This is a genomic window from Pseudooceanicola sp. DL12 (assembly GCF_056270665.1).
The window spans coordinates 2,358,126-2,378,090 of sequence record NZ_CM149884.1; the positions used below are offsets into that span (position 1 = coordinate 2,358,126).

At 66.1% G+C, this 19,965-nt stretch carries 17 protein-coding genes; 8 read left to right on the forward strand and 9 right to left on the reverse strand.

The genetic code is table 11. The annotated features are described in order from the left end of the window. Positions 1–249 precede the first annotated feature (249 nt). Positions 250–798 (forward strand): redoxin family protein, encoded by a 549-nt coding sequence (locus AC0WR5_RS11025; RefSeq protein ID WP_475863111.1) that lies wholly within the window; start codon positions 250–252, stop codon positions 796–798. Between the two features lie 287 nt (positions 799–1,085). On the opposite strand, the gene AC0WR5_RS11030 is transcribed toward AC0WR5_RS11025, so the two are convergent. After that, complete coding sequence (locus AC0WR5_RS11030; protein ID WP_475863112.1) at positions 1,086–2,003, reverse strand: LysR substrate-binding domain-containing protein; 918 nt, start codon at positions 2,001–2,003, stop codon at positions 1,086–1,088. Positions 2,004–2,146: 143 nt separating this feature from the next. On the opposite strand from AC0WR5_RS11030, the gene AC0WR5_RS11035 reads away from it, so the two are divergent. Continuing rightward, complete coding sequence (locus tag AC0WR5_RS11035; RefSeq protein ID WP_475863114.1) at positions 2,147–2,872, forward strand: VIT1/CCC1 transporter family protein; 726 nt, start codon at positions 2,147–2,149, stop codon at positions 2,870–2,872. 142 nt (positions 2,873–3,014) lie between these two features. On the opposite strand, the gene AC0WR5_RS11040 is transcribed toward AC0WR5_RS11035, so the two are convergent. After that, on the reverse strand, positions 3,015–4,166 hold the full coding sequence (locus tag AC0WR5_RS11040) for a DUF6456 domain-containing protein (protein WP_475863115.1): 1,152 nt from the start codon (positions 4,164–4,166) through the stop codon (positions 3,015–3,017). A gap of 230 nt (positions 4,167–4,396) precedes the next feature. Here AC0WR5_RS11040 and AC0WR5_RS11045 point away from each other — a divergent pair, with 230 nt between their 5' ends. Beyond that, the gene (locus AC0WR5_RS11045) at positions 4,397–4,690 is read left to right on the forward strand and encodes a DUF6477 family protein (protein ID WP_475863116.1); all 294 of its coding nucleotides are present in this window, start codon (positions 4,397–4,399) and stop codon (positions 4,688–4,690) included. 79 nt (positions 4,691–4,769) lie between these two features. On the opposite strand, the gene AC0WR5_RS11050 is transcribed toward AC0WR5_RS11045, so the two are convergent. Continuing rightward, positions 4,770–6,314 carry a trimethylamine methyltransferase family protein gene (locus AC0WR5_RS11050; RefSeq protein ID WP_475863118.1) on the reverse strand — a complete coding sequence of 515 codons (1,545 nt, stop codon included), beginning with the start codon at positions 6,312–6,314 and terminating at the stop codon, positions 4,770–4,772. Positions 6,315–6,513: 199 nt separating this feature from the next. Next, on the reverse strand, positions 6,514–7,338 hold the full coding sequence (locus AC0WR5_RS11055; RefSeq protein WP_475863120.1) for a universal stress protein: 825 nt from the start codon (positions 7,336–7,338) through the stop codon (positions 6,514–6,516). A 190-nt stretch (positions 7,339–7,528) separates the two neighbouring features. Here AC0WR5_RS11055 and guaA point away from each other — a divergent pair, with 190 nt between their 5' ends. The 4 genes from guaA (at position 7,529) to eno (ending at position 12,204) form a co-directional block, all read left to right on the forward strand. Continuing rightward, positions 7,529–9,094 (forward strand): glutamine-hydrolyzing GMP synthase, encoded by a 1,566-nt coding sequence (gene guaA / locus AC0WR5_RS11060; RefSeq protein WP_475863121.1) that lies wholly within the window; start codon positions 7,529–7,531, stop codon positions 9,092–9,094. A 328-nt stretch (positions 9,095–9,422) separates the two neighbouring features. Further along, positions 9,423–10,208 carry a class I SAM-dependent methyltransferase gene (locus tag AC0WR5_RS11065; protein WP_475863123.1) on the forward strand — a complete coding sequence of 262 codons (786 nt, stop codon included), beginning with the start codon at positions 9,423–9,425 and terminating at the stop codon, positions 10,206–10,208. A 105-nt stretch (positions 10,209–10,313) separates the two neighbouring features. Beyond that, positions 10,314–10,733, forward strand: coding sequence for a Fur family transcriptional regulator (locus AC0WR5_RS11070; RefSeq protein ID WP_475863124.1), 420 nt, complete (start codon positions 10,314–10,316; stop codon positions 10,731–10,733). Positions 10,734–10,929: 196 nt separating this feature from the next. Further along, positions 10,930–12,204 carry a phosphopyruvate hydratase gene (gene eno, locus AC0WR5_RS11075; RefSeq protein ID WP_475863125.1) on the forward strand — a complete coding sequence of 425 codons (1,275 nt, stop codon included), beginning with the start codon at positions 10,930–10,932 and terminating at the stop codon, positions 12,202–12,204. Between the two features lie 239 nt (positions 12,205–12,443). On the opposite strand, the gene AC0WR5_RS11080 is transcribed toward eno, so the two are convergent. Then, on the reverse strand, positions 12,444–12,689 hold the full coding sequence (locus tag AC0WR5_RS11080; RefSeq protein ID WP_475863127.1) for a DUF2798 domain-containing protein: 246 nt from the start codon (positions 12,687–12,689) through the stop codon (positions 12,444–12,446). A gap of 437 nt (positions 12,690–13,126) precedes the next feature. Here AC0WR5_RS11080 and AC0WR5_RS11085 point away from each other — a divergent pair, with 437 nt between their 5' ends. Continuing rightward, positions 13,127–13,549: a cupin domain-containing protein gene (locus tag AC0WR5_RS11085; RefSeq protein ID WP_475868973.1), complete on the forward strand. Its 423-nt coding sequence runs from the start codon at positions 13,127–13,129 to the stop codon at positions 13,547–13,549. Between the two features lie 1,160 nt (positions 13,550–14,709). On the opposite strand, the gene pgi is transcribed toward AC0WR5_RS11085, so the two are convergent. The 4 genes from pgi to AC0WR5_RS11105 form a co-directional block, all read right to left on the reverse strand. Further along, entirely contained in the window at positions 14,710–16,320 is a 1,611-nt protein-coding gene (pgi, locus tag AC0WR5_RS11090) for a glucose-6-phosphate isomerase (RefSeq protein ID WP_475868975.1), read from the reverse strand. 42 nt (positions 16,321–16,362) lie between these two features. After that, entirely contained in the window at positions 16,363–17,034 is a 672-nt protein-coding gene (gene pgl, locus AC0WR5_RS11095; RefSeq protein WP_475863129.1) for a 6-phosphogluconolactonase, read from the reverse strand. Next, the gene (zwf, locus tag AC0WR5_RS11100; protein ID WP_475863131.1) at positions 17,031–18,488 is read right to left on the reverse strand and encodes a glucose-6-phosphate dehydrogenase; all 1,458 of its coding nucleotides are present in this window, start codon (positions 18,486–18,488) and stop codon (positions 17,031–17,033) included. The genes pgl and zwf overlap by 4 nt, the downstream gene beginning before the upstream one ends. 266 nt (positions 18,489–18,754) lie before the next feature. Then, complete coding sequence (locus tag AC0WR5_RS11105) at positions 18,755–19,909, reverse strand: anhydro-N-acetylmuramic acid kinase (RefSeq protein ID WP_475863132.1); 1,155 nt, start codon at positions 19,907–19,909, stop codon at positions 18,755–18,757. Positions 19,910–19,965: the final 56 nt, after the last annotated feature.

Consider the following 19,965-nt stretch of genomic DNA (forward strand, 5'->3'; position numbering starts at 1 on the left):
CATAGCGGGACGCAGGGGCAAGGGCCAGCCACGCATGACAGCCAGGCAGGGAAAGTACGACGCATTCTCGCAACCTTCGCGGGTGCAGCATGGAGGGCAGAGGAAACGCAGCATCTGGTGGCCTTTTTTTCAGCGCCCACAGCATGGCGCAGGCCAGCTCTCGCCGCAGTGCGGAATGATCCTTGCACCCATTTTTGAATCATTCTAGGAAATTGCCGAGTATTTTTCTGCACAATCGAGGAAAGTCCAATGCAACCCGGTTCCAAGCTCCCCTCCGTCACCTTCCACACCCGCGTCCGCGATGAAAGCATCGGCGGCCCGAACCCCTTCAAGTGGGAAGACAAGACCACCGAAGATTACTTTGCCGGCAAGCGCGTGATCCTGTTCTCGCTGCCCGGTGCCTTCACCCCCACCTGCTCGACCTACCAGCTGCCCGGCTTCGAAAACAACTTCGAAACCTTCAAGGACCTGGGCATCGATTCCATCTACTGCATGTCGGTCAACGACAGCTTCGTGATGAACCAGTGGGCCAAGGCGCAAGGCATCGAGAACGTGAAGGTCATCCCCGACGGCTCCGGTGAATTCACCCGCCGCGTCGGCATGCTGGTCCACAAGGACAACCTGGGCTTCGGCATGCGCTCCTGGCGCTATGCCGCCGTCATCAACGACGGTGTCGTCGAGGCATGGTTCGAAGAGCCCGGCATCTGCGACAACCACGGCGAAGACCCCTATGGCGAATCCTCGCCCGAGAACCTGATCAAGTACCTGGAAGCCAAGAAGGCCGAAGCCGCCGCCTGAGGCGCGGCCCCGCAAGGGGCGGTATCATGACGATCAAGAGGGCCCGGAGCAGCATGTTCCGGGCCTTTTTCACGACCCTGCCACGGAACATCGCTATAGCAAAATTGAATGTCGGTATTACGTCGGTATCGCGTCGGTATTGCGTCGGTGCGAAAATCGCGATTGCGGCAGTTTCGTGCGCTGTTTCATTTGGTTGAAAGATGCCTACGCAGCGGGACGGAGCGCAGAGCGGGCGATAGATCACATTTCACGTGAATGCACCCGTACCAGCAGGAATGAATGTCCTTTCAGCCGCGCGTCTCTGCCACCAGGCCTTCGCCCACCTGCGAGAGGATCTCGGCCAGGGCGCGGAACCAGTCGTCGTCGGGGCTGGTGCGGCGGCGCACCAGGGCGACGGTGCGGAAAGGTTCGGGCGCCGCGAACCGGCGGAGCGTCAGCCCTGCCCCTTCCGAGGCCAGCGCCAGTTCCGGCAGAAGCGTCAGGCCGAACCCGGCGGCGACGAGGCGCGTGAGCGTGGCCAGGGAGGAGGCGCCCATGTTGATCTGGGCGTGGCCCCTGCCCCGGCCGCAAACCTCGAGCGCCTGGTCGGTCAGGCAATGACCATCCTCGAGCAGCATCAGCTCGGCCGGACCGATCTCGGAGGGGCGGAAATTCTCGCGCCAGTCGCCCAGCGTCGCGATGCGCGTGGCCGAGCCCGCCAGCAGGAACCGGTCCTCGAACAGGGGTTCGACCACGAAGCCCTCCGTCTCGTCGATCGGAAGCGCCACCACGGCGGCATCGAGGGTGCCGGCGCGCAGATCGGACAGCAACCTGTGGGTCATGCCCTCTTGCACCTGAACCGAGAGGCCGATGTCGCGCTGACGGATCCCGGCGAGCGCAGCCGGCAGCAGGTAGGGCGCGATGGTGGGAATCAGGCCCAGGCGCAGCTCGCCGGAGAGGCCCTTGTTCCAACGCGCGATCTCGTCGAGCACGCGCATCTCGGCCAGCACCTTTTCGCCCTGTTCCAGCACCAGCCGCCCGAAGGGAGTGAGCACCACGTCCCGCGCCTGACGCTCGACAAGCGGCGCGCCGAGAGTGGCCTCCATCTCCTTGATCTGCACCGAGAGCGCGGGCTGCGAGACATGCACCGCCTCGGCCGCGCGGCCAAAGTTGCGATGCTGGGCAAGGGATTTGAAATAGGAGAGCTGTCGCAAGGTGATGTTCATAGGGCAAACTTATCACTTGCAACCCTGATGACAATATTGAGCTATGATCTGCCCGTGTTTTTTGCCCCATCCGGCCGCAGGTCATTTGCCGGGCGCCGCCGCCGGGTTAGCCTGCCCCGAGCGACGTGGAGAGAGGACAAGCCATGGTCTGGAGCCAGCAGGTTGGCAAGGCACACCGGATTGGAAAGCTTCAGGAATTCGTCAAGCAGATCGTCTACGGCGGCAACGACGGCATAGTGACCACCTTTGCCATCGTGGCAGGTTTTGCCGGCGCCTCCTCGGAGGGGGTGGCGCAGATCGGCGGGCTTGCGGTGATGGTCTTCGGGCTGGCCAACCTGTTTTCCGACGCGGTCTCGATGGGCCTGGGTGAATTCCTGTCGGGACGGGCGCAGCAGGACCTCTATCGCCGGCGCCATGCACAGGAGGTGGCGGGGCTGGTGGCCGATGCGGCGCCGGCACGCGCGCGCCTTGGCTGTCTGTTGCAGGCACGGGGCATGGCGGCAGAGGAGGCCGAGGCGACGACGGCGCTGCTGGCGCGCCACCCGGGGCTGATGGTCGAGCTGATGATGCGGGAAGAGGACGGGCTGCAGGCGCCTGCGGGCACGACGCCGGCAGTGAACGGGCTGGTGACCTTTGGCGCCTTCGTCTGCTTCGGGTTCGTGCCGCTGCTGCCCTATTTCCTTTTCGAACCGAGCCCGCGCATCTTTGGTGCCTCGGTGCTGGCAACGGTCACATCGCTGACGGCGCTGGGGCTGCTGCGCTGGCAGGCCACCGGCGAGAGGCTGGGCCGGACCCTCGCCGAAACGCTCGCGGTGGGTGTGACCTGCGCGGTGGTAGCCTTTGCCGTGGGTTGGATCGTGGGTGGTTAATGCGCTGTTAACCCCACCGTACGGGCAAGACGCATTTAGGTAAGATTGTGTTCAATATGGTAACGAAAAAGCCCGGCGCACCTAGGTGCGGCCGGGCTCTCTGGCATCGGAATCAGGGGCGGATCCGCGCGGGTTTGATGGCCTAGCCGATCAGCCCGCTGTCGCCCGGGAGGGTCACGTAATGACGATGAAGACGCTCGAGCGCGATGCGCAGCACGATCTTGGCGGAGCGCGCCGACCAGCCCATCTTGCGCTCGGCGGTCTCGAGCCCCTCGAGGTGGCAGCAGCACCGCAGCGCCACGTCGCCGAGACCGGGGCCGAGCTCTCTCAGGGCGGCATCGACCCGTTGGCGCGCGGCCTCGGGGCCCCGCGCCCGTTCGCCGCTGCGCGTCCCCGAGGAGACCCCGGCGGTAAGGAAACGGTCCCAGTCCTGGGCCACCCGCGGGCCCATCTGCGCCAGCTCGAAATCCTCGCGCAGGCGCTCTCCCGCCCGCACCAGCTCGGGGCGCAGGAAGGGCGTCCCGTCACGGTCGCGCCGCCGCGCCAGTGCCGCCACCGGCGTATCGGCTGCAACGCCGCGCAGGCGCGCGTTCTCCTCGGCCTCGACCTCTTCCTCGCTCAGGGCGCGCGCGCCCTTCATGTCGAAGGTCGCCATGCCTTCGGCAAAGCCGCGGGCCGCGTTTTCACGCTTGGCAATCAATTGGTTGAGCGCAGTGCGCCCCAGCGAAGTGATGGTGTAGCGCGACACCCGCCCCTCGCCCGCGCAGGCGATCCATTCCTTCAGCACCATGGCCTCGGCCAACTCGCGCGTGACGATCTCCAGGCGCTCGGGCGTGCCGTCGATGCGGTCACGCACCACGACCCCCTTGTCCATGTCGGCAGCGACGGCCAGCACCGTGCCGGGCCGCGCCAGATGACGCAGCACCACGAGCCCGCGCTCGCGCAGGACGGCATCGGAAACGGGCGGCTGAAAATCTTGGTCGGGAATAGGTTTCATCAGGTGCAGATCCTTCTGATCACCGCTCCGGGGGGCAGCGCCACAATGGCATCCCAGGCGGTCGAGCGCGTCGTCCACCAGGGGATCGTCGCGCAGGGTTTCGTACCGCCGGACCTGGCGCAGGATGGTGGAGGCATGGCAGCCCGCCTCGCGCGCCAGCTGGCGAATGGAAACGCCGGCCTCTGTATGGGCGATGTAATGCAATACCGGCAGCGGCACCCAGCCCGGCAAGGGGCTGTCGTGCAACAGATGCGCGTTCTCTCCTGTCGGAAGGTCGATCACGGTATGGCAAACCATCGTTTATGAGTTATCCCCAGTCTTACGCTCAGAAAACGGCGTTAAGGTTTCGCAAAGGTTAACAGTTAACCTCTGAGGCCATCATTGTTTCCATTCGATAAACTATCCTTGACAGACCGTGCGGCGACTCATGCCGTCACGCAACGGCGTCCCAATGGCCTGTAGCATCGGCCCCCTGGCGCAAGAAACGCGCCGGAAAGAGCCACCTGGGGAAATGAAGGACATAACCGATGCAGGACATCCACTCGATGCTCGCCCAAATGCGCCGTCCGGGATTGCTGGTGAAAGCCGCACGCCTGGCCGCAGACCACTATCGCCGCGAGGTGCAACTGGCCCATCTGCTGGGCACCAGCGTGCTGCCGCGCCACGGGGCGGCGGTGCTGAGACTGATGGAACGGGAGGCCGAGCTGGACCGGCTGCGCCGCGAAAAGGCTGCCACCTATTCGCCTTCGCGTCATGTCCAGGTACTCTCGGTCATCATCGCGGAATCGCGGCTGATGCAGCCGGTCGTCGCGCCGCTGTAACAACGCGGAACATATGAAAACGCGCCCACCGGAAGGGCGGACGCGCAGGACATTGACCAGGTTTGCAGGCGCCGGAGGATCAGGAGAAGGCGTCGGGCATCTCGGCCTTGCGACGGGCCACGTAGGCGGCAAGCGCCTCGGCCACGGCCGGGTCCATCTGGGGCTGCTGATAGCTGTCGAGCATGCGGGTGACACGGGCGGCAGCCAGCTGCTGGGTGTCGCGGGCACCCTCCTCCGACCAGGTCTCGAAGGGCTTGTTGTCGAGCACCTCGGAGCGCCAGAAGGCGGTCTGGAAATGCCGCTGGGTGTGGCCGCAGCCGAGATAATGCCCGCCCGGCCCCACCTCGCGGATCGCATCCATGGCCTGGGCCTCCTCGTCATGAGGGACGCCGGCGGCGATCCGGTGCAGCACGCCGAGCTGATCTGCATCCATCACGAATTTCTCGAAGGAGGACACCAGCCCGCCTTCGAGCCAGCCACAGGCATGGAGCATGAAGTTGACGCCGCCGAGCAGTGCGGCGTTGAGCGTGTTCGCGGTTTCATAGGCGGCCTGGGCATCGGGCAGCTTGGAGCCGCAGAGCGCGCCGCCCGAGCGGAACGGCAGACCGAGGCGGCGGGCCAGCTGGCCTGCCCCATAGAGAATCTGCGACGCCTCGGGTGTGCCGAAGGTGGGCGCGCCGGAATTCATGTCGATCGAGGTGACGAAGGCACCGAAGATCACCGGCGCGCCCGGGCGCACCAGCTGGGAATAGGCGACGCCGGCCAGGACCTCGGCCAGGACCTGCGTCAGCGTGCCGACCACGGAGACCGGCGCCATCGCCCCGCCGACGATGAAGGGCGAGATGATCGTGGCCTGCATGTTGGCGGCATAAACCTCGAGCGCGCCCATCATCACGTCGTCGAAGGTGAGCGGCGAGTTGATGTTGATGAGCGAGGTCATCACCGGGTTGTTGGTGGCAAATTCCTCTCCGAAGAGGATCTTGCACATGTCGACGCTGTCCTGGGCACGGCTGGGTTCGGTGACGGAGCCCATGAAGGGCTTGTCCGAATAGACCATGTGGGCATGCAGCATGTCGAGGTGACGCTTATTCACCGGGATGTCGGTGGGCTCGCAGACGGTGCCGCCGGAATGGTGCAGCCATTTCGACATGTAGCCGAGCTTCACGAAATTGCGGAAATCCTCCATCGTGGCATAGCGGCGACCGCCGTCGAGGTCGCGCACGAAGGGCGGGCCGTAGACCGGCGCCAGCACGAGGTTCCGGCCGCCGATCTCGACGTTGCGATCGGGATTGCGGGCGTATTGCGTGAAGGTGGCGGGCGCGGTGGCGCAGAGCTGGCGCGCCAGGCCGCGGGGAATGTGCACCCGCTCGCCCTGGATATCGGCGCCGGCCTCTTTCCAGCGGGCCAGGGCCCCGGGATTGTTGACGAAGTTGACCCCGATCTCTTCCAACACCGTTTCGGCATTGGTTTCGATCACCTGCAGGGCCTCCTCGGAGAGCATCTCGAGGTTGGGGATGTTGCGGGTGATGGTGGGAGCCGTGTCGAAGCTGACCGCAGAGCGCGCTGCGCGCCTTGCCGCTCCGCCGCCGCCCCGTGCCCGTTTGCGCGCTGGTGCTTCTGTCATGGCCCGAGAGTCTCCGCCTAAGTCGTTTCTTTTCTTCTAACGTGCGCAAGAGGCGGCGCGCGGTGCGCAAGCGGCATCGGCGTCGCAAAAGCGACACCGCGGGACCTGCGGGCGACGCAGAGAGGCCGCCCGCAGGTCATGCTCGTGGCCCTGACCAGGCCCCCGGTCAAGGCCAGATCAGAAGCGCATCAGGACGGCATCACGACCGGGCAACGAGGATGTCGCAGGGCGGTTCGCGCAGCAGCTGCTCGGTGAAACCACCAAGGATCGTCGGCGCCAGCGAGGGCCGGCCATGGGCGCCGATGGCCAGCAGGTCGGGCTTGGCCTGTTCAAATTTCGTGGCCATCACCTCATTGCGGCTATTGGCCTCCGGGACGGGCTTTTCGGCGCGCTCGGGCAGCGTGTTCTCGCTCCACCAGGCGTCGAGGTGTTGCTCGGCCTCGTGCAGGAAGGGGGCGATCTGGCTGGCGCTGTCGTGCAGGGCCAGCATGCCGCGATAGGGCACGTGGAAGGCGTGGAAGGTTGTGATCGCGGCCTCGGGGGCAAGCGCGGCGCTGGTGTTGAGCGCCGCAGCGGAGGCCGCCGAGAGGTCGATGCCGCAGAGAATCGACGCATAATCGTGGTCCACCGGATCCTTGACCAGCAGCACAGGACAGCGCACGGCGCGCACGATGCGTTCCATGGTGGTGCCACTGAACAGGTCCCAGAAGGCGCGTTTGCGGTGCACCCCGAGACAGAGCAGGTCGGCACTCACCTCCTCGGTGATCGCGACGAGCTCCTGGACCGTCTCGCCGGTCACCACCCGCAGGTCGACCTCGGCATCGGAGACCGAGGCACAGAGCTTGGTCAGGTCGGCCCTGGCGCCCTCGGACACCTGGCTGATCATCGAGAATGGCATGTCGCCGTCGACGACATAGGCAACCGTCAGCCTGGCCCCGTGCTTGGCGGCCAGAGCCATGCCGCGACGCAGGGCGCGCTCGGACCGGTTCGACAGGTCGGAGGCGACGACGATATTACTAAACATGAATGACTTCTCCCTTGCAGTGCCGGGTCCGGCAGCACGGCCGCCCCGCCTCCAGCCGGAGAAGTGCCGGTGAAAAGCGGTGGTGCCCCAGTCCCTTGGAGGGAACTTTAGCACTTTTCCCGCACAGCGATAGTCCGGAGCGACCTGCTTTCTCTTGCGCCTTTCGCCGCGCCGCACTAATGCGGGTTTTATGAGCCAGACATCCCATGACCGCCTCCTGATCATCGACTTCGGCAGCCAGGTGACGCAGCTGATCGCGCGCCGCCTGAGAGAGCTGAATGTCTATTGCGAGATCCACCCCTATCAGAAGGTCACCGATGCCTTCCTGAAGAATTTTGCCCCCAAGGCCATCATCTTTTCCGGGGGCCCGGATTCGGTGATGCGCGAGGGCTCTCCGCGTCCGCCCAAGGCCGCCTACGAGATGGGCGTGCCGATCCTGGGCATCTGCTATGGCCAGCAGGTCATGATGCACGACCTGGGCGGCCGCGTGGAAGCCGGCGAACATGCCACGGCCGAGTTCGGCCGCGCCTATGTCACGCCCACCACGACCCGCGACCCGATGCTCTCCGGCTGGTTCCTGGAAGAGCGCGAACAGGTCTGGATGTCCCATGGCGACCACGTGGCGGAAATCGCCCCGGGCTTCGAGGTGCTGGGCACCTCGCCGGGCGCGCCCTTTGCCATCACCGCCGATCAGGCGCGCAACTTCTATGCCGTGCAGTTCCACCCGGAAGTGCACCACACTCCCAACGGTGCCAAGCTCTACGAGAACTTCGTCAAGCTGGCCGGCTTTGCCGGCGACTGGACCATGGCCGCCTATCGCGAGGAAATGGTTCAGAAGATCAAGGACCAGGTCGGCGATGCGAAGGTCATCTGCGCCCTCTCCGGCGGTGTCGACAGCTCGGTTGCCGCGGCACTGATCCACGAGGCCATCGGCGAAAACCTGACCTGCGTCTTCGTCGATCACGGCCTGCTGCGCCTGAACGAGGCCGAGGAAGTCGTGGGCATGTTCCGCGACCACATGAACCTGAGCGTCATCCACGCCCAGGAGCAGGAGCTCTTCCTCGGCGAGCTGGACGGTGTTTCCGATCCGGAAACCAAACGCAAGATCATCGGCAAGCTGTTCATCGACGTGTTCCAGAAATACGCCGATCAGATCGATGGCGCGCAGTTCCTGGCCCAGGGCACGCTGTATCCGGACGTCATCGAGAGCGTCAGCTTCTCCGGTGGCCCCTCGGTGACGATCAAGTCGCACCATAACGTGGGTGGCCTGCCCGAGAAGATGGGCCTGAAGCTGGTCGAGCCGCTGCGCGAGCTGTTCAAGGACGAGGTCCGGGAACTGGGCCGCGAGCTGGGCCTGCCGGCAAGTTTCATTGGCCGCCACCCCTTCCCGGGGCCGGGTCTTGCCATCCGCTGCCCCGGAGAGATCACCCGCGAAAAGCTGGAGATTCTGCGCAAGGCGGACGCCGTCTATATCGACCAGATCCGCAAGCACGGGCTCTATGACGAGATCTGGCAGGCTTTCGTGGCGATCCTGCCGGTGCGCACCGTCGGTGTCATGGGCGACGGCCGGACCTATGACTACGCCTGTGCGCTGCGTGCGGTGACCAGCGTGGACGGCATGACGGCGGATTACTATCCCTTCAGCCACGAGTTCCTGGGCGAGACCGCGACGCGGATCATCAACGAGGTCAAGGGCATCAACCGCTGCACCTACGACATCACCTCGAAACCTCCGGGGACCATCGAGTGGGAATGATCCTGCGCGCAAGCCATTGATTTCGAATCTACAATGGCTTGCGCCTCTGCCCGTGACTGTCGCCATTCCAGAAGATTTCCACGACATCCGCTGCCCCCCGCCCCGCAAATCTGATCGGGCGGGCCGCCTGGGCCAGGGATCACCCTGCCCAGAGCGACGAAAGAAGTGCGCCTTGCCGCTGCTGCAGCAACGGCGTTGAACTTCGCCAAAACTCGCCCTAAGATTGCAAGGCCTGTCCCGACAGGGATCCCTTGCGAGGTACGTTCTTGGTCCAGTTTCCCGTCCCTGCCCGACCTGCCTGCGGCCTCCAGCCGGCGAACGCCCGCCGATGAAGGTCATGATGGCAGGGCGCAGGGCGATCTACGAGATCGTGCAGGCGGTGCTGTCCGGTGATGCATCAGGCCATGGGCCGCTGATCTGCGAGGTAGGTGTACTGAAGGGCGCCAATGCCGCCCTGCTGCACGAGATCCTGAAACCGTCGCGGATGTACCTGCTGGATGCCTGGTCGCCCGGGGCCTTTGCCGATTACCGCAGTGCCAATGCCCACCGGGACTGGGTCGCGGGGATCGAAGGCTTTGCCGATTACTTCGGTGGCCCGATGGACCGGCAGGAGACCTTTGACCGGCTGCTGAAGCAGGTGCGCGCCACCTTTGCCGGGCAGGAGGAGGTCACGATCCTGCAGGCCGACAGCCGGCAAGGTCAGCCGCTTCTGCAAGAGGCGCTCGCCGGCCAACGGCTCGATTACCTCTACCTGGACGCAAGCCACCAATACGAGACCGTTCTGGACGATCTGATGCTCTACGTCCCGCTGCTGGCGGAGGACGGGCTGTTGCAGCTGAACGACTGCTGTCATTCCGAGGAGGGTGTGCGGCAGAACCTGGGCGTGCTGGAGGCCGTGGTGAAGGGCTGCAAGCTGCTCGACCTTGTGCCGCTGCTGCTGACCAACACCGACTGGACGGATGTGCTCTTCTGCCGTTGCGGCAGTGCGCGTGAAGCGCAAGTGGCCCGGGCCGCCCGCGAGAGCGGCCTGGCCTATGTCGATCTGCCGCCGCAATTGCTGGGCGCATTGCAGGTCGAACGCGGCCGGCGCGGCAGCAACCTGAGCTTTCTCTAGCCGGCAAGGCACCGTCCGGTTCGGACTTTTGTTTCCAAACCGCTTGCCAGCCAAGGAAGAGGTCTGCGAAAAGGTAGGTCCACGAACAGACGAGACCTGCACAGCATGGCGACACGCGAGACCATCCTGCAACGCTGCGAGACCCGGAAGCTGCGCATGACGGCCCCGCGCCGGGTGATTGCCGGCGTGCTGGAAGCCGCCCACGACCATCCGGACGTCGAGGAACTTCATGCGCGGGCCAATGCTGCGGATCCGCGGATATCGCTTGCCACGGTCTATCGCACGGTGAAGCTGTTCGAGGAGGCCGGGATCCTGGAAAAAGTGGATTTCGGCGATGGCCGGGCGCGCTACGAGGATGCCGAGAGGGCGCATCACGATCACCTGATCGACGTGACCACTGGGCAGGTGATCGAGTTCGTCGACCCGGAAATCGAGGCCCTGCAGGAGCGTATCGCGGCGCGGCTGGGCTATCGGCTGAAGGGTCACAAGCTCGAGCTCTACGGTGTGCCGGTCAAGGAAGAGTAAGGCGCCTGCAGCGACAGAGGGCGCCCGCGCAGGGGTGCAAAAACTGCAGTATTGCGCCGGCGAAACTGCATATCCGCCCTGCTTCCGAGGCGATTTCGCAGTTTAACGCAAACAGTTGCGCCCTGCCCCTTCCCACCGGCCCGACGACCCCCTAAGACTCGGCCAAAGGCTTTTTCAGCAAAGGGACAGACCCCCGATGAGCACCATTATCGACATCCTTGCCCGCGAGATTCTCGACAGCCGTGGCAACCCCACCGTCGAGGTGGACGTGATCCTCGAAGACGGCACCCTGGGCCGCGCCGCCGTGCCCTCGGGCGCCTCGACCGGCGTCCACGAGGCCGTGGAGCGCCGCGATGGCGACAAGGCGCGTTACATGGGCAAGGGCGTGCTGGAGGCCGTGGCCGCCGTGAACGGCGAGATCGCCGAGGCCATCGTGGGCTTTGACGCCACCGACCAGGTGGGCATCGACCTGGCCATGATCGAGCTGGACGGCACGCCGAACAAGGGCCGCCTGGGCGCCAACGCCATCCTCGGCGTCTCGCTGGCCGTGGCCAAGGCCGCCGCCGATTTCACCTCGCAGCCGCTCTATCGCTACGTTGGCGGCACCTCGGCCCGCGTGCTGCCGGTGCCGATGATGAACATCATCAACGGCGGCGAGCACGCCGACAACCCGATCGACATCCAGGAATTCATGATCATGCCCGTGGCCGCGGAGAACATCCGCGAGGCCGTGCGTATGGGCTCGGAAGTGTTCCACACCCTGAAGAAGGAGCTCTCGGCTGCCGGCATGTCGACCGGCCTGGGCGACGAGGGAGGCTTTGCGCCCGAGCTGGGCTCGACCACGGATGCGCTTGATTTCATTCTGAAATCCATCGAGAAGGCCGGCTACAAGCCCGGCGAGGATATCTATATCGCCCTCGATTGCGCCTCGACGGAATACTTCAAGGACGGCAAGTACGAGATGAAGGGCGAAGGCCTCTCGCTGACCTCCGCCGAGAACGTCGACTACCTGAAGAAGCTGGTCGAGACCTACCCGATCATCTCGATCGAGGACGGCATGGCCGAGGACGATTGGGAAGGCTGGAAGCTGCTGACCGAGGCGCTCGGCGACAAGGTGCAGCTGGTGGGCGACGACCTTTTCGTGACCAACCCAGAGCGCCTGGCCATGGGCATCGAGCAAGGCGTGGCGAACTCCATGCTGGTCAAGGTGAACCAGATCGGCTCGCTGACCGAGACGCTGAAGGCCGTCGATATGGCCCACCGCGCGCGCTACACCAACGTGATGTCGCACCGCTCGGGCGAGACCGAGGATGCCACCATCGCCGACCTGGCCGTGGCCACCAACTGTGGCCAGATCAAGACCGGCTCGCTGGCCCGGTCCGACCGGCTCGCCAAGTACAACCAGCTGATCCGCATCGAGGAGATGCTGGGCGAGACCGCCGAATACGCCGGCCGTTCGATCCTGAAGTAGGCGTCGCAACGGGGCGCAGGCTGCGCCCCGCCGACGGCCCCTGTAAACGCGTCGGACAAGAGGCAACGCGCTCCGAGGCCGAATCCCGGCCCCGGGGCGCGAATCTTTGGTTAATCAGGAAGTTGGAGGCTTTTCTTCAACGTCGGTATCACGTCGGTATTACGTCGGTATCGCGTCGGTGCGAAACCGGCCGGAACGACGGGTTAACCGAGCGCGCGGTAGCTGTGGCGATCGCCCGGTCAGGGACGGCTGAAGACATCGCCCAGACGCTGCGCGAGGAAGAAGGCCACCGGCCCCACCCCCTGCGAGAGCACGAAGGCCACCGGCCAGGCGCTGACGAAGCGCAGCAGCCAGGCCCGAAGCCAGCCGGCTTCGAAATGCATCGGCAGGGCGGTGAAGATGAAGGTCATGGACAGGGCCATCATCAGCGAGATGAAGACCTGGGCCAGCAGGACGGTGCGCTTGGCGCTGGAGGGGGCAGACATGATATCTCCGTTCGTTCGACTGGTGCGGCGGAGACGGGAGCGTCTTCCACGGGGCACCCTTGTTGCGGGTGCCGTGGGATCGAAAATCGACAACATTCAGCGGCGGTACATCCCGCGCACCGTGACCGGCATAACCAACCGGCCGAGCGTTTTTCGGCTGCTATTGATATAGGCGGAGGGCGGTGCCGGGTCAATCGCGGCTGCCGCACAGGGGCGACGCAACGGATGCACAACCGGGCGTGCCGCGCAGGGAACGGGCAGCGCGCGCCCCGACGCCGGCACCGGTGCCTTTGCCGCACAGGTCCTGCCACGCGCCCCTGTCCCGTGCCCGCAATTGGCGCTAGACCCGGTGGGGCGCGCGGAGCGGCCGCGTGGGACAGCGCGGACGACGACAGAGAGAGAAGACGATGCAACAGCCCAGCCCCGACATGCAGAACATGACCGCCGACGAGATCATCGAGTTGCTGGCCCTGGAGCCGCATCCCGAAGGAGGATATTTCCGCCAGACCTGGATCGAGACCGGCAGCGACGGTCGCCCCGCCGGAACCTGCATCTACTTTCTGTTGAAGGCGGGCGGCGACAGCCACTGGCACCATGTGGACAGCACCGAGATCTGGCACCATTACGCCGGCGCCCCGGTGCACCTGAGGGTTTCCGAGACGGATCAGGGGCCGGCCAGCCATATCCTGCTTGGCCCCGACCTTGCCGCGGGCCAGCGGCCCCAGGGGATCGTGCCGCTGCGCTGGTGGCAGGCGGCCGCGACCACCGGGAATTGGAGCCTCGTGGGCTGTACAGTCTCTCCGGCCTTCGACTTTGCAGGCTTCGTCCTGGCCGCGCCAGGGTTCGATATTCCCGGCTGATCCCGTCGCCCGCCCCCGCGCATCCCGCCCACCTATCCGATTGATTTGTAAGAATTGTTTGCGGGTTTTAGCAAACTGCAAAGCACCAGTTTGCAAAGCACAGCGGGTGCGCCGCGACTATGCAAACTGCCCATTTGCACTTTGCAGCTCGCAGCAAAGTGCCTGCGAAAGCGCGCACCGAGGGCCATGGCCCCGCGAGGCCCTTGCGGCGGGACTGGTCGCCTTCCTCTTGTGACGGCGGCCCTGATAGCCGCGCAAAGGCAAGCGGTGTGGTGGCCATGGCGATCCCGTGGCACATGACCGGGCAACATGCGCGCCCCTGTCAGACCGGGCACCAGGCGCACCACAGTCAGGTCGCCGGCCGTGGCAGGGCATATGCCGGCACGGCCGGGCATCTGGCGGCCCCACGAAAGAGCCATGAAACATCTCCGCTGCGCGCCGGGACGCCCGCGCGGGCTTGCAACCGGTCAACGTCCATCGCGGCCGCGTTCGATAGCACCCGGCCGGGCTGCCAAAATGGGGCGAGCCGGGCTGATGGAGCACGGGGCGGAGCGGGCGGAAGGCCTTCACCTGCCGGAAACGGGTAAAGATCAGACGTGGCGGGCGGCAGGGGATCGGAGCTGATCGGCAGGAGTCCCTTGATGGCTGGAAAGCGCGGCCCGCGGGAAGGACCTCACAGGGAGGGGCGCGAAGCATGCCGGTCGGAAGCTGGCCCGCAGAGGGCGTTTCCCGCAGAGGAACCGGGCCACCATCCGACACGACCGGGGGATCTGATCAGACAGTCCCGCGCCGCGGAACGGCCGACAGCAGGCGGCACTGAGCCCGTTTGACATAGGGCAGCGGAACGCGATCTGCCCCGTCCGGCGCCGCGAAATCACGCCCGGCCGGACGGAGGGAATGCCCCAAGTTGCGCCGGGGGCCCACCCGCCATGAAGGACAGCGCGCGATCGGACCATGCCGAGCGACAGGAGGTTCCGTCGGAAGGAGGCGGGACCTGATCAAACCGGGCCGGGCGCGACGCCCCTTGACGGCGCCGAGCGACAGGTGACCCGAGCACGGGTCCGGCGCCCCCGCCCCCGACCGGCACGACCGGCAGTAAAAGGGCCGCCCCCGGCGGCATGCGGGGGCGGCCCTTCGAGCCTGCTTGCGCTCGCGGTGGCTCAGCGCGCGGACTGGATCTCGGCGATCAGCCCGGCGGTGGAACCGTCCTTGCCCGTGGTCGGTTCGTCTCCGGCCAGCATGGGCGAGAGTTTCACCGCCAGCTCCTTGCCGAGTTCGACACCCCATTGGTCGAAGGAGTTGATGCCCAGGATCACCCCTTCGACGAAGACGCGATGCTCGTAGAGCGCCACGATCTGGCCCAGGACATAGGGCGTGAGCTTCGGGTACAGCAGCGTCGTCGACGGGCGGTTGCCCGGGAAGACGCGGTGCGCGGCCTGGCGCTCGGCCTCGGCGCCCTCGAAGCCTTTCGCGGTGGTGATCGCCAGCGCCTCTTCGAAGGAGCGGCCGAGCAGCAGCGCCTCGGATTGGGCAAGGCAATTGGCCAGCAGCAGGTCGTGCTGATGGGCCAGATCGGGCTCCTGCCCCTCGACCCCCATCATGAACTCGCAGGGGATCACCCGGGTGCCCTGGTGGATGAGCTGGTAGAAGGCGTGCTGGCCGTTGGTGCCCGGCTCTCCCCAGACGACGGGCCCGGAATTGACCGGCAACGCGGCGCCATCCATCGAGACGCGCTTGCCGTTGCTCTCCATCTCGAGCTGCTGGAGATAGGCCGGCAGGCGCAGCAGGCGCTGCTCATAAGGCAGCACGGCCCGGGTGGCATGGCCGAGGCCCTGGTTGTGCCAGATCCCGACGAGGGCGAGCAGCACGGGCAGGTTGTCGGCCAGGGGCGCGGCCTGGAAGTGCGCATCCATGGCATGGGCACCGGCGAGGAACTGGCGGAAGTTGTCGGGGCCGATGGCGACCATGACCGAGAGGCCGATGGGCCCCCACATGGAGTAACGCCCGCCGACCCAATCCTCGAAGCCGAAAACGCGCGAGGGATCGATGCCCCAGTCGGCGGTCTTTTCCTTGTTCGAGCTGAGCGCGGCGAACTGGGCGCCGGTGTCGGTGACCTTCTCGGCCATCCACTTGCGCGCGGTCTCGGCGTTGGTCATCGTCTCGATGGTGGTGAAGGTCTTCGACGCCACGATCACCAGCGTGGTGGCGGGATCGAGCCCCTTGAGCACGTCGTGGACATGGGCGCCGTCGACATTCGACACGAAGTGCACATTCGGCCCGTCGGCATAGGGCGAGAGCGCGATCGAGGCCATGACCGGGCCGAGATCGGAGCCGCCGATGCCGATGTTGACCACATCGGTGATGGCCCCGCCCTGGCCGGTGAAGCTGCCGTTGCGCAGGGCTGTGGCAAAGATCTCCATGCGGTCGAGGGTTTCGAGCACCTCGGGCATGACGTCCTTGCCATCGACGAGCACCGGCGTGGCCGTGAGGTTGCGCAGCGCAGTGTGGAGCACGGCGCGGCCCTCGGTCTCGTTGATCTTCTCGCCGCTGAACATGGCGGTGCGGCGGCCGGGCACATCGGCCTCCTCGGCCAGCTCCAGCAGTGCCTCCATCACCGTGGCGTCGATGTTGGTCTTGGAATAATCGAAGAGCAGCCCGTCATGGCGCGCGGAGAAGGCGCCGAAGCGGTCCGCGTCCTCGAAGAGCGACAGGATGGGACGGTCGGCAACCTGAGCGGCCAGAAGCTTGAGCTTTTCCCACATGGATAAAATACCTGTTTTCAATAGTTTGAATGTCGAACTCGATGTATCGGATCAAGGCGCCCAATGGACGGTCGCATCGCCGAGGACGGCGGCCACGGGGGCCTCTTCGGGGGGCAGCTTGCGGGCCTTTTCCAGCACCTCGCGCTTTTCCTCGCCCATGATGACGATGTGGATCGACATGGCGCCCTTGAGGTAGGGCGCGGTGATCGTGATGCGCGGCTCGCCGGCACCATCGGCGCGCATGGGCAGCAGGATCGGGGCATCCGTGGCCAGCGCCTCGGAGAGCTTGTCGGCACCGGGAAAGAGCGAGGCGGTGTGCATGTCGGGCCCCATGCCGAGGACCAGCACGTTGATCGGCATGTGCGGAGCGAGCGCCTCGGAAAGATCGCCGAGGGCCTCCTCGGGCGTCTCGACATCGGCGTGCAGCGGCAGCAGCGTGGCAGCGGCGGCATGACCCTGAAGCAGGCGCGCGCGCAACAGCGCGGTGTTCGAGCGCGGCGAGCTCTCCGGCACCCAGCGTTCATCGTTCAGCACCACGTCGACGCGGTCCCAGTCGAGGTTGACCGCGGTCAGCGCATCGAAGATCGGCCCCGGGGTTGTGCCGCCCGGCACCGAGAAGGTGACGCGATCCTCGTGGCGCAGCGCCGCCCCCAGTTCGGAGGCGAGCGTGTTGGCGAGGTTCATGGCAAGCATGTCGCGATCGGGGTATTCGACGAACTTCATGTGCGGATCTCCCGCCAGCGGCGGCCGTCGCGATGCATCAGCATCAGCGCCTCTTCGGGGCCGGTGGAGCCGCTCTCGTAGGGCATCGGGCGGTCGCCGCGGCGCTCCCAGCCCTCGATGATCGGATCGGCCCAGGCCCAGGCGGCCTCGACCTCGTCCCCGCGCATGAAGAGCGTCTGGTTGCCGCGGATCACGTCCATGATCAGGCGCTCGTAGGCATCCGGCACATCCTCTGCGTCGGGCCCGAGGGCATCGGCAAAGGTCATGTCGAGGGGCACGTCGATCAGGCGCATGCCGCCCGGCCCCGGTTCCTTGATCGTCACGCCCAGGTCCATCCCCTCGTTCGGCTGCAGCCGGATGGTGAGGATGTTGCGGTGAGAGCCGCTCTCGGGGCCGAAGATCGAATGCGGGGTCTCCTTGAAGACCACGGCAATCTCGGAGGTGCGGGCCTTGAGACGCTTGCCGGTGCGCAGGTAGATCGGCGTGCCGGCCCACCGCCAGTTCGAGATCTTCACCTTCATGGCGATATAGCTCTCGGTACGGCTGCCGTCGTCACCGACGTCCTCGAGGTAGGAATTGCCGCCGCGCTCGTCGGCCAGGTACTGGCCGCGCACGATGTCGTCCTGGGGCACCGGATCGAGGGCGCGGATCACCTTCAGCTTCTCGTCGCGCATGGCATCGGGATCATATTGCGCGGGCGGCTCCATCGCGATCAGGCAGAGCAGCTGCATCAGGTGGTTCTGCACCATGTCGCGCATGGCGCCGGACTTGTCGTAGTATTCGCCACGGCCACCCACGCCGACGGTCTCGGCCACGGTGATCTGGATGTGGTCGATGTACTGCGCGTTCCACAGCGGCTCGAACAGCATGTTGCCGAAGCGGACCGCCATGAGGTTCTGCACCGTTTCCTTGCCCAGGTAATGGTCGATGCGGTAGATCTGGCTCTCGTCGAAATGCTGGGCGAGAGAGTCGTTCAGCGCCCGTGCAGAGGCGAGATCGCGGCCAAAGGGTTTCTCGACCACGATGCGGGTGTCGCTGGCGCCCATGCCATGGGTCTGCAGCCGTTCGGCCAGCGCGCCGAAGAGGCTGGGCGCGACGGAGAAGTAGAAGGCGCGCACGCAATCCTTGCGCACCATCGAGGCCAGCTCGGACCAGCCATCGGTGCCCAGGGCATCAATGCGAACATAGCGGATGCGGTCGAGGAAGGCATCGAGGATGCCCGGTTCTCCGCGGCCCTCGGGATTGAACTCCTCGATGGCCTCGGCAACGAAATCGCGGAACTCCTCGGTGCTGTGTTCGGAGCGCGCGGCACCGATGATACGGGCCTCGGCCTCCATCTGACCGGCGCAGAAGCGGCGGAACAGGGCGGGCAGGATCTTGCGCCGGGCAAGATCCCCGGTACCGCCGAAAATCACCAGATCAAAGGTATCGACGGGAATGACGCGAGAGACCATCTAAACTCCTCTTCGTATTGACCTTTTCCCAAGGCCGTTCGGGCCGGTGCGGGACCGGCCCCTTTCTGCAGCGCGGCGGCTTCGGATGCACCATATCAGATGGCCCGCGCATCACAATGGGGCCTGTTAGCGGTAACGAAGCGCCACTTTGCCCGATTTCATGCAGGGCGCCGCCGTTTACGCCACGAAACCGGGGCGGAAGCGCCGCGGACGGACCGGCGCGGCGAGTCGCCCTGCCCCTGCTCCTGCTCCTGGTCCGACACGCCTCAGGCGCTCTGGCGCTGATCGCCCATGGCGCCGGGCCGGCTGATGCGCCCGCCGCAGACCGGATGCGCGGCACCTGTGGTGCCGGCGCAGGAGGTGGGCAGGCCACGCAGCACCCGCACCGCTAGGTAGGCAAAGGCCTGGGCCTCGAGCATGTCGCCATCGAGGCCAACCGCCTCGACCGGAGCCACCGGACAGGGCAGCAGACGGGCGAGCATGTCCATCAGCACCGGGTTCGAGCGTCCGCCCCCGGTGACGAGGAGGCGCTCGGGCGCCTCGGGCAGGAGCGCCATGCCGACGGCAACGGCCCCGGCGGACATGGCCAGCAAGGTGGCGGCCGCATCGGCATCGCCGAGCGTCGCGACACGGTCCTGGATATCGGTGAAATCGTTGCGGTCCAGAGACTTGGGTGCGGGCCGCGAAAAATATTCATGGGTGAGGAACTCGGCCACCACGGCGGTGTCGGCATGGCCCTCGGCCGCCAGCGCGCCGTCGCGGTCAAAGGGCTGACCGAGGCGCGCCTGCATCAGGTCGTTGAGCGGCGCATTGGCCGGCCCGGTGTCGAAGGAGACGATCGCGCCCGGGGTCTCGGGGGCCGCGATGCGCGGATCGGCCCAGGTGATGTTGCCGACGCCGCCGAGGTTGAGAAAGGCCACAGGGGCCTCGGCCCCGATCCAGCGGGCGCAGGCGTGGTGGAAGAAGGGCGCAAGCGGCGCGCCCTCGCCCCCCTGGGCCACGTCCTCGGTGCGGAAATCCCAGACCACGGGCGTGTCGAGACGCGCGGCCAGCGCGGCGCCATCGCCCAGCTGATGGGTGCCGCGCCCGCGCGGATCATGGGCCAGGGTCTGACCATGAAAGCCTGCCACGTCGACGCGTTCGAAGCCCGCCATGACCTCGGCATGGGTGGCGATCAGCACCTCTGCGGCATGATCGAGCGCCCCCGCCCCCTGCCCGGGCCAGAGCCCCAGCACGGCGGCCAGCGCGGCCCGTTCGGCGCCGGTATATTCGCGGTAGCGCCCCGGCCCGAAGGCGGTGATATCCTCTCCGTCGGTCTCGATCAGGGCCACATCGACACCGTCGAGCGAGGTGCCCGACATGGCACCGAGCGCCCTGAGGGGCCCGGGGGCGGAGGCGGACATGGCCGGCCTGTCAGACATGGTCTTTTCCTTTGTTCTGCTCACGTCTATAGAGTGCCGCGCAACCTACTCAGGGA

Coding starts and splice junctions, on each gene's coding strand:
- AC0WR5_RS11035 (WP_475863114.1), top strand. CDS start 2,147: ATGGTCTGGAGCCAGCAGGTTGGCAAGGCACACCGGATTGGAAAGCTT.
- AC0WR5_RS11050 (WP_475863118.1), bottom strand. CDS start 6,314: ATGACAGAAGCACCAGCGCGCAAACGGGCACGGGGCGGCGGCGGAGCG.
- AC0WR5_RS11070 (WP_475863124.1), top strand. CDS start 10,314: ATGGCGACACGCGAGACCATCCTGCAACGCTGCGAGACCCGGAAGCTG.
- AC0WR5_RS11025 (WP_475863111.1), top strand. CDS start 250: ATGCAACCCGGTTCCAAGCTCCCCTCCGTCACCTTCCACACCCGCGTC.
- AC0WR5_RS11065 (WP_475863123.1), top strand. CDS start 9,423: ATGAAGGTCATGATGGCAGGGCGCAGGGCGATCTACGAGATCGTGCAG.
- AC0WR5_RS11045 (WP_475863116.1), top strand. CDS start 4,397: ATGCAGGACATCCACTCGATGCTCGCCCAAATGCGCCGTCCGGGATTG.
- eno (WP_475863125.1), top strand. CDS start 10,930: ATGAGCACCATTATCGACATCCTTGCCCGCGAGATTCTCGACAGCCGT.
- AC0WR5_RS11080 (WP_475863127.1), bottom strand. CDS start 12,689: ATGTCTGCCCCCTCCAGCGCCAAGCGCACCGTCCTGCTGGCCCAGGTC.
- AC0WR5_RS11030 (WP_475863112.1), bottom strand. CDS start 2,003: ATGAACATCACCTTGCGACAGCTCTCCTATTTCAAATCCCTTGCCCAG.
- AC0WR5_RS11105 (WP_475863132.1), bottom strand. CDS start 19,909: ATGTCTGACAGGCCGGCCATGTCCGCCTCCGCCCCCGGGCCCCTCAGG.
- guaA (WP_475863121.1), top strand. CDS start 7,529: ATGAGCCAGACATCCCATGACCGCCTCCTGATCATCGACTTCGGCAGC.
- AC0WR5_RS11085 (WP_475868973.1), top strand. CDS start 13,127: ATGACCGCCGACGAGATCATCGAGTTGCTGGCCCTGGAGCCGCATCCC.
- AC0WR5_RS11040 (WP_475863115.1), bottom strand. CDS start 4,166: ATGGTTTGCCATACCGTGATCGACCTTCCGACAGGAGAGAACGCGCAT.
- zwf (WP_475863131.1), bottom strand. CDS start 18,488: ATGGTCTCTCGCGTCATTCCCGTCGATACCTTTGATCTGGTGATTTTC.
- pgl (WP_475863129.1), bottom strand. CDS start 17,034: ATGAAGTTCGTCGAATACCCCGATCGCGACATGCTTGCCATGAACCTC.
- AC0WR5_RS11055 (WP_475863120.1), bottom strand. CDS start 7,338: ATGTTTAGTAATATCGTCGTCGCCTCCGACCTGTCGAACCGGTCCGAG.